The following is a 17,298-nucleotide window of genomic DNA, read 5'->3' on the forward strand; positions in this document are numbered from 1 at the left end:
TCATTAATAGACGAAACTTACCGGCGCGCCACCGGCCGGATGCGGCAATATTCCCATTGGGATACCGTAAATTTGTTCCAGTACCGCGCCCTGCATCAGGCTGTTAGCCGGGCCTTGCGCGATCATCTCCCCACCACGCAATGCCACTAAATGGTCACAGTAGCGGGCCGCCATATTAATATCGTGCAGTACCGCAATCACCGTCAGGCCACGTTCACGACTGAGGCGCTTAATCAGCCCCAGCACTTCAACCTGATGCGCAATATCCAGCGCCGAGGTTGGTTCATCGAGCAGTAGGCAGCGGCTGTTTTGGGCCACCATCATCGCTAACCAGGCACGTTGGCGCTCACCACCGGATAAGCTGTCGACTAACCGATTCGCCAGCGGTTTTAAGTCCACCAGCGTAATCGCCTCTTCCACTTGTTGGCGGTCTTCCTGACGAAAACGGCCTAATGCGCCGTGCCACGGATAGCGACCAATGGCGACTAATTCGCGCACCGTCATCCCCTCTGCTGCGGGTAATTGTTGCGGTAAATAGGCCACTTCACGGGCAAAGGTTTTGCTCTCCCACAGGGCCAATGGCACATCATTAAGCAACACTTCGCCACTCGATGGCGGTTGATGGCGACCCAGCATTTTTAGTAACGTCGATTTGCCGGAACCGTTATGACCAATAAGCCCGCAGACCCTCCCTTCGGGAAACGTCAATGACAGTGGCTGCAATAAGGTCCGACCCGGAACTGAAAAGCTCAGTTCGCGGAGTGTGAAGATGCTGGATTGGCTTGCCTGTTGGTCCAAGATAGTGCCCTGCTTTGCGCGATTATGTATCAAGCGAGAAGATGAATCTAAACGATAATAGTTATCAAAGTGAAATAATTATCAAAGCGGGTAGTTTATGCGTAACCCACGGCGGACTGCAAGCGCTAAGCCAGTCGATTTAGTTGGACGAAAGGCAAAAAAAAAAGACCCTTCTAAGGTGAAGCCGAAGGGTCTTGGTGAGCAGGGTTGCAGCTTACTGACCGAACATATCTTTGATCCAACCGGCGACACCGTCACCATCGGCTTTTGGCTGTTCAGTCGGCGCAGCGGCCTGACACAGCCCTTGCGGATCCTCGGTCCACACCGGAATCGAGCGCATACCGCCACCCTCACCGCAGACAAAGTTACCTGCCGAATCAATGTTCATCTGGCTAATCCCTTCCGGTGGCTGCAATACCAGCGGCAGCGGCGTTTGGTTCTCCAGATAGCGGCGATACAAGGTCAATGCGCCGTTGGCTCCGGTCAGTTTAGCTGGGCCGTTATTGTCGCGACCAACCCAGGCAATCGCCACTTCCTTGCCATCAATGCCGGCAAACCAGCTATCACGCAGGTCGTTGGTAGTACCGGTTTTAGCCGCCAGATTGTATTTAGAGAATTTCACTGACAGCGAGCGGGAGGTCCCACGGGCAACCCCTTGTTGCATCGCGTAAAGTGTCAGATAGGCGGCCTGTGCTGGCACCATACGCCCCGCCTGCGGGAAACTCTGATACAACACAGTGCCATCTTCGGCAATCACTGAGCGCACCGCTGATAACGGCGCTCTATTCCCGCCACTGGCGATAGTCTGGTACTCCTGCGCCACTTCAACTGGCGTCAAATCGATAGCCCCCAGCAACATAGCCGGAACCGGATTGATCACCGCTTTCGGGATACCCAGACGTTGCAACATGGCGGTGATTTGATCCAGCCCAACCGACATCCCCAGATTTACTGTGGGTACGTTCAGCGAGTTCGCCAGCGCATCAACCAACATCACCTGACCACGGAACTGGCGGTCATAGTTTTTCGGCTGCCACAATGAACCGTTGGGTAGCTTGATCGACAGCGGTTGATCTGCAAGCCAGGTATTGAGGCGGAATTTATCCGGCTCACTCAGGGCGGTCAGATAGGTCGGCGGCTTGGCGAGTGACCCCACCAGACGGCGGGCCTGCATCGCGCGGTTAAAACCAGCAAATTGCGGCTGTGCGCCACCCACCATGGCGCGAACTTCACCACTGAAGCGATCAACAATCACCATCGCCGCTTCCAAATCATCCAAATGACGCGCTGCCTTCAGGGCCGGAATGCCCTCTTCGATGGCTTTTTCTGCCGCATCCTGTGAAACCGGGTCTAGCGTGGTGAAAATCTTCACGCCGGAGAGATCGTTAATCTTGTCACCCAGTTTTTGTTGCAGCTCCTGGCGCACCATCTGCATAAAAGCAGGCTGAGGGGTGATAACCCCGCCTTTCGGCTGGACCCCCAATGGGCGAGCGCTGAGCATGGTGTAAAGCTCCGCATCGATCACCCCCTGATTCTGCAACAAGCGCAGCACCAGATTGCGGCGTTCAAGCGCCAGTGTCGGGTTGCGCCACGGGTTATACAGCGAGGCCCCCTTTACCATCCCCACCAGCATCGCTTGCTGATCGAGGCTCAGTTCATTCACCGGACGCCCGAAGTAATAAAGGCTCGCCAGCGGGAAGCCGCGGATCTGATCACTGCCACTCTGGCCGAGATAAACTTCGTTCAGATAGAGTTCCAGAATCCGGTCTTTGCTGTAGCGGTAATCCACCAACAGCGCCATATAGGCTTCGTTGGCTTTACGCCACAATGAGCGCTCGTTGGTCAGAAACAGGTTTTTGACCAACTGCTGCGTCAGCGTACTGCCGCCCTGCACGGCCTTTCCGGCGGTCAGGTTAGCCAACATGGCGCGGCCAATGGAGTAAGGGCTGATGCCGTCATGCTCATAGAAATGGCGATCTTCTGTTGCCAGTAAAGTATCCACCAGCAAATCAGGGAAACCAGCACGTGGCACAAACAGGCGCTGCTCACCATTCGGCGATTGCAGCATGGTGATCAACTTAGGATCGAGGCGCAAGAAGCCGAAATCACGCTGACTATCCAGGTTTTGGATCTGCGCCAAACGATCGTCTTTAAACACTAAGCGCGCACGAATTTGGCCCTCTTTCGCATCGGGGAAATCAAACGGACGGCGCAAAATATCAATGCTGTCGCCCTGCACGGTGAACTCGCCCGGTCGGGTCATGCGGGTGACTTGACGGTATTGCATCCCCTCGAGCAAATCGACCATCTCTTTTTTGCTGTAGGACATGCCCGGTTCGAGGTTAACCATGCGGCCATACACGGCAGCGGGCAGTTGCCACACTTTGCCATCAATACGGCTGCGGATTTGCGAATCAAGGTAGACCCCGTAAATGGCTAACACCACCGCGCCGACCAGGAACAGTTTGATAAATAAGCCAAGCCAGCGGCGTTTTTTGCGGGGTGGACGTGATGCTACCTTTCTTGGCATCGGTTCTTCCTCGTCATAGTCATCATCATCGTGATCTTCATCATCTAAATAGTCATCTTCTTCGTATTCATCTTCATCACGCCGCCGGCGCAGTGGCCGTTTCGGTGCAGCTTTGGGTAGGGCTTTCTTGCCCTTGCGCCCGATTGGCTCGCGATCATCCCCAGACATGTCTTTTTCTCCACGCGCATTGGCGATTATTGCGGCTTAATCTGTTCCCCTATTCCGCTAATAGAAAGGGGAAACATCTGAAATTATTGGCTCTTAGCCATGGAACATTATCTATCCTGATACTTCTTGGTTCTGCGGGTCGGGCGAGTATTGGCGGGATCATCCGGCCAAACATGCTTGGGATAGCGCCCTTTCATCTCTTTTTGTACTTCAGGATACGCGCCCTGCCAGAAAGTGGCCAAATCACCGGTAATCTGTAATGGTCGATGGGCCGGAGAGAGCAGTTCAAGCACCACTGCCACCCGCCCACTGGCGAGCATTGGGCTGTGTTGCTCACCAAAAACTTCCTGCAAACGCACCGCCAGCACCGGAGGCCGGTCGACATAATAGCGGATTGGCAGGCGGCTGCCAGTGGGCACAGTGTAATGAGTTGGTAGCTCAGTATCCAGTCGTTGACGTAGCTGCCAGTTCAACAAGCGGGTTAATGCCTCCGCGATATTCACTTGCCGCAGCCTACGGAGATCGCGCACGCCGGATAACGACGGCTGTAACCATAACTCAAGTTTATCCAATAAAGCGTCGTCATCGACAGCAGGCCACTGCTCTTGCGGTAACCAGCGGCTGGCACATTGCAATCGCGTGCGGAGCTGTTCAGCATTTTCATCCCAATTCAGCACTGATAGCCCCTGCTCGCGCACCCAGTTCAGGAGTGCCGATTGCAGTGCCTCATCACTCGGTTTCGCCAATGGCTGCGCTCGTAGGATCAGTCGCCCGATTTGCCAGCGCCGCCAGGCCCGCAGTGTGCCTTTGGCTTCATCCCACTCCACGACCGTCCGCTCTTCCACCAGCCGTGGCAGCTGCTTCGCCAGTTTTTCGATATCAATGGGCAATGCCAGTAAAATGCGCGCATCCGGACCGCTGTTGCTTTGTAGCAAGCTGGCAGCCACCAGCCAAGGCGAACGTGACAGCGCTTCGTCTTGCGCCATTGCAGCGCCCATACCATTCGCCAGCAGGTAGCGACCATCTTGCCCGCGCTGTTGCGCAATGCGATCGGGGTAAGCCAGCGCCAATAGTGAGTCGGCGATATCACTGTCAACAGCACCCACGCACCCGTTGATTCTTTGTGTCAGTTGCCTTGCTCGCCGCTGCCAGTGGGGCTGCGGGCGACTAAGCCAGTGATGCAGATCAATCTGACCGCTGCGGGGCGGCTCTTCCAAAATCGCCGCCATCAGTGCTGCGGTTGCCAGCGCATCAGGGCTGTGCTCGGCGGCCAAACAGAGCATTGCGGCCAGACGCGGCTCGCAGCCCAGGCTGGCCATGGCGCGCCCGGTGCTCGTCAGGGGGCCGGAGACATCGATAGCCCCTAGCCGCCGCAATAACTCGCACGCGGCAGCCAATGCCGCCGATGGTGGTTGATCAAGCCAAGTCAGCTGCGCCGCGTCCTGACATCCCCAGTTCAGCAGCTCTAGCCACAAGCTACATAAATCACTGTTCAGGATCTCCGGTTCGCTGTATTCCGCCGCTCGTTCGGCCTGCTCTTTGGCAAACAGGTGCCAGCAGATCCCCGCCTCCAGCCGCCCGGCACGGCCCGCCCGCTGAACCATCGAGGCCTGACTGATGCGCTGAGTCACCAGTCGTGTCAGACCGTTTTTGACATCAAAGCGCGCTACCCGTTCCAATCCGCTATCGACCACCAGCCGGATGCCCTCGATGGTCAGGCTGGTTTCAGCAATATTGGTTGCCAGCACCACTTTTCGCCGCCCGGCAGGCGCGGGTTGAATCGCTCTTTGCTGCTCATTCAGCGGCAGCGCGCCATACAGCGGGCAGAGATCCGTGTCACTGGCGACCTCGCCATGCAAGCGCTCCAGCACCCGATGAATTTCACCAACACCAGGTAAAAACAGCAACAAAGAGCCAGATTGCTCATTCAGCAAGCGCTTCACCCGATTGGTGACGCCATCCTCCAGCCGCTCATGGCTCGACAACGGCTGGTAGCTGCGCTCGACAGGGAAGCTGCGACCCGCAGAAACAATGGCGGGCGCGGCGGGCAGCAGCGCACAAAGGCGCTGGTTATCCAGCGTCGCGGACATAATCAGCAGCTTCAAATCATCACGTAGCCCCTGCTGCACATCCAGCAACAGCGCCAGCGCCAAATCAGCCTGCAAGCTACGCTCATGGAACTCATCGAGGATCACCAGGGAGACACCGGTTAGCTCGGCGTCTTGTTGCAACATGCGCGTCAGGATGCCCTCGGTCACCACTTCCAGACGGGTATGCGGCCCGCTTTTGCTTTCGGCCCGCATCCGATAGCCCACGGTCTGCCCCGGTTCTTCACCCAGTTGCTGCGCCAGACGGTAGGCCACATTTTTTGCCGCCAGCCGTCGGGGTTCCAGCATGATAATGCGGCCCGACAGTCCGGCATGTTTCAGGATTTGTAGCGGTAACCACGTCGATTTCCCCGCTCCGGTGGGGGCATGGAGCAGGACTTGCGGTGAGCTTTGCAACGCGGACAATATCTCGCTGAGCACTTCACCTACCGGCAAAACGGCCCTCGCAGCATCACTTTCTCTCTGACTCACCACCACATTCTTCCCCATGCTCTCTACTTTCATCGTCAGCCATTGTAACATCATGGCCGTATAGCGTATTTAGCCGAGTGATTATGCCAACCTGATGATTAATACCGTAGATAAAACGATTGTTGATAAAACACGCGAGAATAAGCGCTTGTTCTTTGCGCTGGCGCTGCCTAATGCCCTTCAGCAAAACATTGTGCGGTGGCGAGCGGATAACTTCTCACCAGAGGCCGGCCGCCCCATTGCAGCCGCTAACCTCCACCTGACACTGGCGTTCCTCGGTGAGGTCAGTGCCGCCAAAGCGCAAATATTACAGCAACAAGCGGGTCGCATCAGTCAGTCAGGTTTTAACGTAGCATTAGATGATATCGGCCACTGGCCGGGTTCCGGTGTGATATGGCTCAGCTGCAAAAATCCGCCCCGTGGCCTATTGCAGTTGGCGCAATTACTGCGTTCACAGGCCGCACGCAGTGGGTGTTACCAAACGCCGCTCCCCTTTCATCCCCATGTCACCTTGCTGCGTGGCGCGGTACGTCCGGTCGCACTGCCGGCTAAAACCCATAATGAAAGCTTCCGAGTGAACCATTTTTCATTGTACGAATCCGTTTTCGCACGCGGACGTACCCGTTATAACATGGTACAAAGCTGGCCGTTGTTGGGCAGTGAACGGAGATCTGATGCCGATTAATCCCCTGCTGTTATTCACCCCACAGTTACAACCGGCCACACTTATCCAGCGGTATAAGCGCTTTTTAGCTGATATTGTGACGCCCGCCGGAGAATCATTAACCATTCATTGCGCTAATACGGGAGCAATGACCGGTTGTGCCACGCCAGGGGATACGGTTTGGTATTCAACCTCGGATAATCCAAAACGTAAGTATCCCCACAGCTGGGAGCTGACACATACTCAAAGTGGTGATTGGATCTGCGTAAATACGATGCGTGCCAATGAGTTAGTCAGTGTCGCGATAGATAATAATCAGATTGTTGAATTATCTGGTTACACTTCTGTCAAACGAGAAGTTAAGTATGGGGATGAGAGCAGCCGTATAGACTTGTTATTGCAGGCAGAAAATAGGTCTAACTGCTATATTGAAGTCAAGTCGGTCACCTTATTACAGCAACAGTGTGGGTATTTCCCGGATGCTGTTACCCTGCGGGGTCAAAAGCATCTCAGGGAGCTACAAAGCATGGTTGCCGAGGGTCATCGGGCGGTACTTTTTTTTGCCGTATTGCATACGGGTATCAGACAAGTCGCTGCAGCCCGACACATTGACAGTCGCTATGCAGAATTGCTGGCCCAGGCTCAGCAAGCAGGAGTGGAAGTTATTTGCTACGGTTTCCAACTATCGCCTGACGGTATCGTGCTGGATGTGCGTTTACCGTTATTACTGGACGAAACGCTGTAACCAAAAACGCTTAATAAAGAAGCAACTATTGGATATTGCGGTGCGCCAAATACGCCTTCCTTCACACCATTGTCAAGCAGGCGACAGGAATAATTGCCAACCTACCTCCCTTCTGTTATTTATAGCGGCCTGATTTTTCCCCGTCTTGGGGATTTCGATAGTGCGTATGAATGTAGGAGAAGCATCATGCAAGAAGGGCAAAAACGTAAAACCTCGTCCTTGAGCATTCTCGCCATCGCTGGGGTAGAGCCGTACCAAGAGAAGCCCGGCGAAGAGTATATGAATGCCGCCCAGTTGTTGCACTTCAAGCTGATACTTGAAGCATGGCGTAACCAACTCAGGGATGAAGTAGATCGTACTGTATCGCACATGCAAGACGAAGCTGCCAACTTCCCAGACCCGGTGGACCGTGCCGCGCAGGAAGAGGAGTTTAGTCTTGAGCTTCGTAACCGCGACCGTGAGCGTAAATTGATTAAAAAGATCGAGAAAACGCTGAAGAAAGTCGAGGATGACGATTTCGGTTTCTGCGAGTCTTGTGGCGTAGAGATCGGCATTCGCCGTCTGGAAGCACGGCCAACTGCAGATTTGTGCATTGACTGTAAAACCCTGGCCGAAATCCGCGAAAAGCAGATGGCAGGCTAACACAGCAATAACCTGTAACACGGTGCCAGAGTCACCTCCGGCACCGTATTTATCAGGCTGGACTCCCTTTCCCTTTTTATGCCCGAAGATACCCACACTCAGCCGTCTGATTCTCAGCAATCCGATCATAAGCAGAATCAGTATGTTGGCCGTTTTGCGCCCTCTCCATCCGGCGACTTACATTTCGGTTCGCTCATTGCCGCACTCGGCAGTTACCTGCAAGCCCGCGCTCAAGGTGGGAGCTGGCTGGTTCGCATTGAAGATATTGATCCCCCCCGTGAAATCCCTGGTGCTGCCGCGCGTATTTTGGCCACATTGGACCATTATGGTCTCCATTGGGACGGCCCCGTCATCTACCAATCACAGCGCCATGAAGCCTACCGCGCCACCTTAGACTGGTTAGAGCAACAAGGGCTGAGCTACTACTGCACCTGTAGCCGCAGCAGAATTCAACAAATCGGCGGCTTCTATGACGGCTATTGCCGTGAGCGACATTTGCCAGCCAAAGGCGCGGCCATCCGTTTGCGACAGACTCAGCCGGTTTATGCCTTTTATGATAAATTACTCGGTGAGTTGCATGCTGAGCCAGCGCTGGCGGAAGAAGATTTTATTATTCGCCGCCGAGATGGCCTGTTCGCCTATAATCTGGCTGTGGTGGTTGATGATGCGTTTCAGGGGGTAACCGAAGTGGTGCGCGGGTCAGATTTGATTGAACCAACCGTGCGCCAGATAGCTCTCTACCAGCAGTTACAGCAACCGGTTCCCGGCTATTTGCATCTGCCACTGGCGCTGAATCATGAGGGTAATAAGTTATCCAAACAAAACCATGCACCACCACTGCCGGACGGTGATCCACGCCCAGTTTTGGTCGCTGCACTGAAGTTTTTATGTCAGCCGCTGCCAGAATGCTGGCAAGATCTTGATTTACCGTTATTATTACGTTTTGCAGTCGAAAACTGGACGTTGGCAGCCATTCCTGCTTCAGGGGCCAACAACGCCGCTTCAGGAGGCGATAACTGCCACTGAAAACACAACGGCATTCTCAAAGGAAGCACGGTGAGCTATGATTAGCCGCTGTTTTTCTGTAGTTCTGTTTTTTATTAGCCACTATCGAGGTGTACCATTTTTACCCGAGTAGCCAATTTCTGCCGTAAGGTACTGATTCGCGATGATAAATCAGCTCGCGATAGCAAAGCTGTCCGTGACGATACGGCCCGTGATAGCAGTACCCGTAAAGATAAAGTGCCCGGTGAAGATAACGTGGCCCGCAAAGAGAAAAGGCCTGCCAGAACAAATACTGGCCGCAAGAATCATGCGGTGCCTGCTTCGGAACAGAGTCCGATGACGATTATTCCGCGAGATCAGCACAACATTTCCCGTAGGGAGATCAGCGATAATGCGCTGAAGGTGCTCTATCGCCTGAATAAATCAGGCTATGAAGCCTATTTGGTTGGCGGCGGTGTTCGCGACTTACTGCTGGGCAAAAAACCAAAAGATTTTGATATCACCACTAGCGCAACCCCTGAGCAAGTGCGGAAATTATTCCGTAACTGCCGTCTGGTGGGTCGCCGTTTCCGTCTGGCCCATGTGATGTTTGGCCCGGAAATCATTGAAGTCGCCACGTTCCGTGGTCACCACGAACAACAGCAAACGGAAGATAGCGACAAAAACTCTTCCCAGCAGGCGCAGAATGGTATGCTGCTGCGTGACAACATTTTCGGCACTATCGAAGATGACGCCCAACGCCGCGATTTCACTATCAACAGCCTCTACTACGGCATTTCAGATTTTGCGCTACGTGATTACACCGGCGGCTTACGTGATCTGAAAGAGGGCATTATCCGTCTGATTGGTGATCCTGAAACCCGCTACCGTGAAGACCCGGTGCGGATGCTGCGCGCAGTGCGTTTTGCCGCCAAGCTGGATATGACTATTTGCCCGGAAACCGCAGAGCCGATCCCGCGTCTGGCGTCATTACTGCGCGAGATCCCCCCGGCCCGTCTGTTTGAAGAGTCGCTCAAACTGCTGCAATCGGGTTATGGCTATAAAACCTATTTAAAACTGTGTGAATACCAGCTGTTCCAGCCACTATTCCCGCTGATTGCCCGTAACTTTACTGAACAGCATGACTCGCCGATGGAGCGCATTCTGGTTCAGGTGCTGAAAAATACTGATCATCGTCTACATAATGACCAACGGGTCAACCCCGCGTTCTTATTTGCAGCTATGCTTTGGTATCCGCTGATCGAACATGCGCAAAAACTGACGCAAGAGAGCGGGCTGGCCTATTACGATGCTTTCGCGCTGGCGATGAACGACGTGTTGGATGAAGAGTGCCGTTCACTGGCGATTCCAAAGCGCATTACCTCGCTGGTACGGGATATCTGGCTGCTGCAATTGCGCCTGTCGCGCCGTCAAGGCAAACGTGCGCACAAGTTGATGGAGCATCCGAAATTCCGCGCCGCTTACGATCTGCTGGCGCTACGCGCGGAAGTGGAAAACAACCATGAGTTGCAGCGTTTGACTCAGTGGTGGAGTGAATTCCAGGAGGCGACGCCGCTACAGCAGAAAAATATGCTGAATACGCTAGGGGCTGATCCAGCACCGCGCCGCTCTCGTCCTCGCCGCCCACGCAAGCCGTTACCACGCAAAGAAGGGGCATAATTCGCACCATGATCCGGGTCTATATCGCGCTGGGAAGTAATCAGGCCACGCCACTGCAACAGGTTAAAACCGCACTGGAAGCGCTGGAGCATCTGCCGCGCACCCGGTTAGTGGCCTGTTCACCTTTTTATCGCACCAAGCCCTTAGGCCCACAGGATCAACCGAATTTCCTCAATGCCGTGGTGGCACTGGATACCTCGCTGCCAGCGGAACAACTGCTGGATCACACCCAAGCCATTGAGCGCAATCAGGGGCGGGTGAGAAAAGAGCAGCGCTGGGGGCCACGGACTCTGGATCTGGATATTATGCTGTATGGCGATCAAGTGATAAAAACTGATCGCCTGACGGTGCCGCACTATGGGCTGAAAGAGCGTGAATTTATGCTCTACCCGCTGGCTGATATCGCGCCTGACCTGATTTTCCCCGATGGCGAAACCTTATCAGCGCGCCTGACCTTGGTGGATAAAAATGGTCTGGTCCCTTGGTGACCTGCGCTAAACCGTGATAATCGGCCACAAGTCATATTCCTATCTGATATCTCCTTTCCATTTTAACCCACTATTTCAGGAGAAAGCGCGATGAAAGCCACCACCATAAGCCAGTTACGCCAATGGAAACAGGATAAGCGTAAGTTCGCCACACTGACTGCCTATGATGCCAGTTTTGCCCAGTTATTCGCCGAGCAAGGTATTGAAGTGCTGCTGGTGGGTGATTCGCTTGGCATGACGTTACAAGGGTTTGATTCAACTCTGCCAGTCACCATCGCGGATATGGCCTACCATACCCGTGCTGTGCGCCGTGGTGCGCCTCATTGCCTGTTATTGGCTGATATGCCGTTTATGAGTTATGCCACGCCGGAGCAAACGTTCACTAACGCCGCAGAGCTGATGCGCGCTGGGGCCAACATGGTCAAACTGGAGGGTGGTAGCTGGTTGTGCGATACCGTTCGCATGTTGGCAGAGCGCGCAGTTCCAGTGTGTGGGCACTTGGGGCTAACGCCGCAATCAGTCAATATTTTTGGTGGCTACAAAGTACAGGGCCGAGAAGAAGTCGCGGCAAATCAGCTAATTAAAGATGCATTGGCCCTTGAAAATGCTGGTGCGCAATTATTGGTATTGGAGTGTGTGCCAGTAGAGTTGGCGCAGCGAGTGACCGAGGAGTTGACTATTCCGGTGATTGGTATTGGCGCGGGAAATGTCACCGACGGCCAGATTCTGGTTATGCATGATGCATTAGGCATTACTGGCGGCCATACCCCAAAATTCAGCAAAAACTTCTTAGCACAAAGCACAGGCGATATTCGCGCCGCCATTACGCTGTATATTCAAGAAGTTGAAACTGGCCTCTACCCTGCTGAAGAGCACACATTCCAATAAACTTTTACTGCTTAAATATTGCTATTACACCCTATTTATACCCTATAGATTTCGAGATGCAGGAAGGCGGCAAGCAAGAGAATCCCGATGAGCTTACATTAGTAAGTGATTTGGGTGAACGAGTGCAGACAACACACCTGCAACTTGAAAGATGACGGGTATACCGGAGGAAATAATGCTGATAATCGAAACCCTACCACTGCTGCGCCAACAAATCCGCCGCTGGCGTCAAGAGGGCAAGCGCGTGGCACTCGTACCCACCATGGGCAACCTGCACCAAGGGCATATGACCTTGGTGGAAGATGCCAAAACCCGCGCTGATGTGGTGGTAGTGACTATTTTTGTCAATCCACTGCAATTTGAGCGCCCAGATGATTTGGCCCACTATCCGCGCACGTTGCAGGAAGATTGCGAGAAGTTGACCCGCCACGGTGTTGATTTGGTATTCGCCCCCGCAGCCGATGATATTTATCCCGCAGGGCTGGAAAGCCAGACCTACGTTGAGGTGCCGGCGCTGTCGACCATTTTGGAAGGGGCCAGCCGCCCCGGCCATTTCCGTGGTGTATCAACCATCGTGAGCAAATTGTTCAATTTGGTACAGCCAGATGTGGCCTGTTTTGGCGAAAAAGATTATCAGCAGTTAGCGCTGATCCGCAAAATGGTGGCGGATATGGGCTATGACATCAATATTGTTGGCGTCCCGATTGTCCGCGCTAAAGATGGCCTGGCGCTGAGCTCCCGCAATGGGTATCTGACGGCTGAAGAGCGCAAAATTGCGCCGCAACTCAATAAGATAATGCAGGCGCTGGCCAAGAAGTTGAGCGCAGGTGAACGGCAGATTGATGATTTGCTGTTTGACGCCGCGGAGCAGTTACGCAGCGCCGGTTTTACGCCGGATGAGCTATTTATCCGCGATGCCAACACCTTACAACCACTGACCGTAGAGAGCAAACACGCGGTAATTCTGATAGCAGCCTGGCTAGGCAAAGCACGGCTGATCGATAATCAGCAGGTTGATTTACGCGATTAACTATATGTGGTGAATATTTGTTAGTGCGGTGAGGATTGGTTAGCGCGGTAAATATTGGTAGAGCGCTGATTTCACCGCATCGTCATAGACAAGTGATATAAAATCAGCAAAACTGAGCGCTTCTCTCGGGATCAGTTGATGATGGAATCTGGTACCAGGCTTAATCGGGATCAAAGGTAAGAGTTATGATACGTACTATGTTGCAAGGCAAACTGCATCGGGTCAAAGTCACTCAAGCTGATTTGCACTATGAAGGTTCCTGCGCTATTGATCAGGATTTTCTGGAAGCCGCAGGTATTCTGGAATATGAAGCCATTGATATTTATAACGTTGATAATGGTCAGCGTTTCTCTACTTATGCGATCGCCGCCGAGCGCGGTTCACGGATTATCTCCGTGAATGGTGCTGCTGCGCGCTGCGCCTGTGTCGGTGATAAACTGATTATCTGCTCTTATGTGCAGATGTCTGATGCTAATGCCCGCCTGCACCACCCGAAAGTGGCCTATTTTGAAGGTGAGAATCAGTTGCAGCGCAAAGCTAAGGCCGTGCCGGTTCAGGTTGCCTAAACCCCCTTCGCTCACCAGCCGAATGACTGACTTTATAAGATAAAAAATGGCGCCTCGTTAGAGCGCCATTTTTCATATCACCATCATACTAACAAGCCGCTAATCAGACTCCATCACCGCAGGGGCAGGGGCAACCTGACCGGGTTCATTGGCAATGCGCTCTGCCATGGTCGGGATTGAATCAGTGCGCAAAATATAGAGCCGCTTTAGGGTAAATGGATTATCGCCCGGTTTTACCTTGCCCTGCATGGTGGTGACCGCTAAATGGAAACCTGCATTTTTTGCCGCATCAATGGCGGTTTGGTTAAACCCGCCAAAGGGATAGGACAGAAAAATCACATGCGGATTAAACTGAGATAGCGCCCGGCGTGAGTGTTCAAAATCAAAAACAATATTGTGATAAGAACGGCTCAATAAAATAGGGTTACGCTTATTATCAGTCCGATGTAAAAAATGCGTATGAGACTGAATATCAAATACATCCTGAATCTCTTTTAGTTCAGCAATACTCATAAACTGTAATGAGTCAGGATTCCATTTCTGTGGGTGGCGTTTAATGCGCGATGAAATAATAAACGCCGTGGCACGGAAACCATTCTCTTTCAAAATCGGATAAGCGTAGCGATGAACTGATTTAAGGCCATCGTCAAACGTCAGCACCACGACTTTTGCAGGTAGGTTAATCTTGTTATTAATATAACCTTCAAGCTGATAGAGCGAAATGGTGTCGTAACCGGTCTGCTTGAGATAGGTCATCTGGTTGCTGAAAGCGGCATCAGAGGTGGTGGTTGAGGTATTCAGAAAACGCTTATTTTCTTCATTTTTCAACATGTGGTGATAGGTCAGAATCGGAATGCCGTTATCTATTTCAGCATCGACACTGCTGACATATCCCAAGCGATCGCCAATATTGACCTGATACCAGGTATTACCTAAACGATCTTTCAGCTTACCCACAATCGGGTAGCGCAGGTTATCTACCAGGGTCGCAAATTGCTCACTGTCGACATTTGCCGCGAGATAAACCGCCGTTTCCCGCTTGAACAGAATATTTTGATTCGGCAGCGGTTTATTCAAATCACCCAGAATATCGTTGGTTTTTCGTGCCTTATTGATATCGCGCAAATCGTCTTTATCAATAAAGCCAATGCCGTTACCAAATTTAAATTCATAGTACTCTGCCGCCGCCGGCGAAACCTGAATAAGTTGGTCTTCTTTTATCTCACCGACGGGAATGACACGCTCGCCGACCAGCGAATATATTTCGCTATCACGCTGCGCAACCATATATTTAGGTACAAGTGCCGATTCATCAGGCAAGAGATCTGCATGGGTTGCCGGTATCATTACCGACATGACAACACCGAGTAGCATCCCAATAGCTATTCTGTTTTTATGCCACATTATCGTTCTACTTATGCGCATTCGGCGCTGAATTGAAAAGGGGAAAATCTGGTGCGCCAGCATAGCACGAGACACTTAGAGTTGAGAAAGGCGATATTAGACGGGGACATTATTTATTACGATTAAATTCCAGCATTAACAACAATTAACTCACTATTTATTCACGAGCCACACCTAAACGATTTGGCGTGGCAGCAAGTGAAAGTAACCAACACCGCTGCAACGCCAAGGCCGAAGGGGGATTAGGTACGCAGGCCGCGACCACGCTCAATCAAATACCAGGCCCAAGCATAAAATATCGCAATAAACACCACCAGCACACCAATGGTAAACACCAACGGCACATCGGTAATGCCGAGGAAGCCATAACGGAAACCACTGATCATATAGACGATAGGGTTAAGCTTCGATACCGCCAGCCAGAAAGGCGGCAAGAGGGATAGCGAGTAAAATACCCCCCCCAGATAGGTCAATGGCGTCAGCACAAAAGTGGGCACTAAACTGATATCGTCGAATGTTTTGGCAAATACCGCATTCAATAACCCACCGAGAGAAAAGACTATCGCCGTCAGCATTAATGTCAGCGCAATCATTGACCAGGAGTGGACATGCAGTGGCACAAAGAACAGTGAGATTATCGTGACCAGAATACCGACACAGATCCCACGCGCCACCCCGCCACCGACATAACCGATAATCACGATATGGGTTGGCACCGGTGCCACTAGCAGCTCTTCAATACTACGCTGGAATTTTGCGCCAAAGAAGGAGGCGGCCACGTTGGCATAGGAGTTGGTGATCACCGCCATCATAATCAGGCCGGGCACGATAAACTGCATATAATCAAAACCGCCCATATCACCAATTCGGGAACCAATCAGGTTGCCAAAAATAACGAAATAGAGCGACATGGTAATCACCGGTGGCACCAATGTTTGGATCCAGATACGGGCAAAACGCGTGATCTCTTTGATCCAAATACTCTGTAATGCTACCCAATACAGGCGGGTCATGCTTTCTCTCCCCCATTGCCATTAACCAAGGTGACAAATAGCTCTTCCAGACGGTTAGCCTTGTTGCGCATACTTTGTACCTGAATTCCCTGTGCGTTTAGTTGGCTGAATAGACCATTCAGCCCCTGCTCACGCTTAACATCGACTTCCAACGTTGAGGTATCCGTCAGACGATAACTATAACCTTCCAGCTTAGGCAGCGGGCTTTTAATCGCCAGATCAAAAATAAAGGTTTCGGATTCAAGTTTACCAAGCAACTGTTTCATCGTGGTATTTTCCACCAGCTCGCCATTCTGGATAATGCCGATATTGCGGCATAGCATCTCAGCTTCTTCCAGATAGTGCGTGGTCAGAATGATGGTCGTGCCCTGTGCATTCAGCTCTTTCAGGAAGCCCCACATAGAGCGGCGTAGCTCAATATCCACCCCAGCGGTAGGCTCATCAAGGATCAGCAATTTAGGTTCGTGCATCAAGGCGCGAGCAATCATTAAACGGCGCTTCATCCCACCCGACAGACGAATAGCACGCTCATTACGTTTACCCCACAGATCCAACTGGCTAAGATATTTTTCAGCACGTTGCAGGGCTTCGCGCCGTGTCACACCGTAATATCCCGCTTGGGTTACCACAATCTGCAATACCGTTTCGAACGGATTGAAGTTAAATTCCTGCGGCACTAACCCGAGCTGACGTTTGGCATTCACGATATCTTGATCGATGTCGTAGCCAAAGACCGTCACCTTGCCCGATGTTTTGTTCACCAATGAACTGATAATGCCGATGGTGGTGGATTTACCTGCACCATTAGGCCCAAGAAGAGCATAAAAATCGCCTGCCTCTACGCGCAGATCAATGCCACGCAGTGCCTGAACGCCACCTGCATAGGTTTTGGTCAGTTGCGTTATTTCCAGTGCATATGTCATAAGTAAAAAAGAGCCTTATTCAATGGGTATCTCGGCGTCGCAGCACATAATGGCTTGCTTAACCCACCTTCGTCGAGGCGGGTCACAGCTGGCAGAAGGGAACCAAACAGACACCGGGAAGATGTTACGCAGACAAAATTGCGCAATCACAGGAACCACAGTTCCGATTTCAAAATCCTAATCCTTGCCGTATATT

General features: G+C 52.3%; 14 protein-coding genes and 1 pseudogene. 9 read left to right on the forward strand and 6 right to left on the reverse strand.

The window, feature by feature from the left end; genetic code table 11:
• Positions 1 to 3 precede the first annotated feature (3 nt).
• The 3 genes from fhuC to hrpB all read right to left on the reverse strand — a co-directional run bounded on the left by fhuC (position 4) and on the right by hrpB (position 6,126).
• Positions 4 to 798 carry a Fe3+-hydroxamate ABC transporter ATP-binding protein FhuC gene (gene fhuC / locus AACW11_RS11690; protein ID WP_212586721.1) on the reverse strand — a complete coding sequence of 265 codons (795 nt, stop codon included), beginning with the start codon at positions 796 to 798 and terminating at the stop codon, positions 4 to 6.
• Positions 799 to 1,012: 214 nt separating this feature from the next.
• Positions 1,013 to 3,496: a bifunctional glycosyl transferase/transpeptidase gene (gene mrcB / locus AACW11_RS11695; RefSeq protein ID WP_212586722.1), complete on the reverse strand. Its 2,484-nt coding sequence runs from the start codon at positions 3,494 to 3,496 to the stop codon at positions 1,013 to 1,015.
• A gap of 107 nt (positions 3,497 to 3,603) precedes the next feature.
• Entirely contained in the window at positions 3,604 to 6,126 is a 2,523-nt protein-coding gene (gene hrpB / locus AACW11_RS11700) for an ATP-dependent helicase HrpB (protein ID WP_212586736.1), read from the reverse strand.
• Between the two features lie 43 nt (positions 6,127 to 6,169).
• Here hrpB and thpR point away from each other — a divergent pair, with 43 nt between their 5' ends.
• From thpR to panD, 9 genes and pseudogenes are all read left to right on the forward strand, one after another.
• Positions 6,170 to 6,760, forward strand: a complete 591-nt coding sequence (gene thpR, locus AACW11_RS11705; RefSeq protein ID WP_212586723.1) for an RNA 2',3'-cyclic phosphodiesterase — start codon at positions 6,170 to 6,172, stop codon at positions 6,758 to 6,760.
• Complete coding sequence (gene sfsA, locus AACW11_RS11710; protein ID WP_212586724.1) at positions 6,750 to 7,484, forward strand: DNA/RNA nuclease SfsA; 735 nt, start codon at positions 6,750 to 6,752, stop codon at positions 7,482 to 7,484. The genes thpR and sfsA overlap by 11 nt, the downstream gene beginning before the upstream one ends.
• Before the next feature lie 186 nt (positions 7,485 to 7,670).
• A complete protein-coding gene (gene dksA / locus AACW11_RS11715; RefSeq protein WP_004875059.1) occupies positions 7,671 to 8,126 on the forward strand; it encodes an RNA polymerase-binding protein DksA in 456 nt (151 codons plus the stop codon).
• Between the two features lie 78 nt (positions 8,127 to 8,204).
• A pseudogene (gluQRS, locus tag AACW11_RS11720) lies at positions 8,205 to 9,186 on the forward strand (tRNA glutamyl-Q(34) synthetase GluQRS).
• 62 nt (positions 9,187 to 9,248) lie between these two features.
• On the forward strand, positions 9,249 to 10,790 hold the full coding sequence (pcnB, locus tag AACW11_RS11725; protein ID WP_445285817.1) for a polynucleotide adenylyltransferase PcnB: 1,542 nt from the start codon (positions 9,249 to 9,251) through the stop codon (positions 10,788 to 10,790).
• 8 nt (positions 10,791 to 10,798) lie between these two features.
• A complete protein-coding gene (gene folK, locus AACW11_RS11730; protein WP_212586726.1) occupies positions 10,799 to 11,278 on the forward strand; it encodes a 2-amino-4-hydroxy-6-hydroxymethyldihydropteridine diphosphokinase in 480 nt (159 codons plus the stop codon).
• Positions 11,279 to 11,368: 90 nt separating this feature from the next.
• Positions 11,369 to 12,166 carry a 3-methyl-2-oxobutanoate hydroxymethyltransferase gene (panB, locus tag AACW11_RS11735; RefSeq protein WP_212586727.1) on the forward strand — a complete coding sequence of 266 codons (798 nt, stop codon included), beginning with the start codon at positions 11,369 to 11,371 and terminating at the stop codon, positions 12,164 to 12,166.
• 175 nt (positions 12,167 to 12,341) lie between these two features.
• A complete protein-coding gene (gene panC / locus AACW11_RS11740) occupies positions 12,342 to 13,196 on the forward strand; it encodes a pantoate--beta-alanine ligase (protein WP_057648303.1) in 855 nt (284 codons plus the stop codon).
• Positions 13,197 to 13,381: 185 nt separating this feature from the next.
• The gene (panD, locus tag AACW11_RS11745) at positions 13,382 to 13,762 is read left to right on the forward strand and encodes an aspartate 1-decarboxylase (protein WP_032814263.1); all 381 of its coding nucleotides are present in this window, start codon (positions 13,382 to 13,384) and stop codon (positions 13,760 to 13,762) included.
• Positions 13,763 to 13,861: 99 nt separating this feature from the next.
• Here the strand turns inward: panD and AACW11_RS11750 are convergent, their stop codons facing one another.
• From AACW11_RS11750 to AACW11_RS11760, 3 genes are all read right to left on the reverse strand, one after another.
• On the reverse strand, positions 13,862 to 15,166 hold the full coding sequence (locus AACW11_RS11750; protein WP_212586728.1) for a polysaccharide deacetylase family protein: 1,305 nt from the start codon (positions 15,164 to 15,166) through the stop codon (positions 13,862 to 13,864).
• 242 nt (positions 15,167 to 15,408) lie between these two features.
• On the reverse strand, positions 15,409 to 16,179 hold the full coding sequence (locus AACW11_RS11755; RefSeq protein ID WP_032898323.1) for an ABC transporter permease: 771 nt from the start codon (positions 16,177 to 16,179) through the stop codon (positions 15,409 to 15,411).
• Positions 16,176 to 17,102, reverse strand: coding sequence for an ABC transporter ATP-binding protein (locus tag AACW11_RS11760; protein WP_005276542.1), 927 nt, complete (start codon positions 17,100 to 17,102; stop codon positions 16,176 to 16,178). Before AACW11_RS11760 ends, AACW11_RS11755 begins: the two co-directional genes overlap by 4 nt.
• Positions 17,103 to 17,298: the final 196 nt, after the last annotated feature.

This window comes from Yersinia sp. Marseille-Q3913, assembly GCF_963892745.1.
Taxonomy (GTDB): Bacteria; Pseudomonadota; Gammaproteobacteria; order Enterobacterales; family Enterobacteriaceae; genus Yersinia; species Yersinia bercovieri.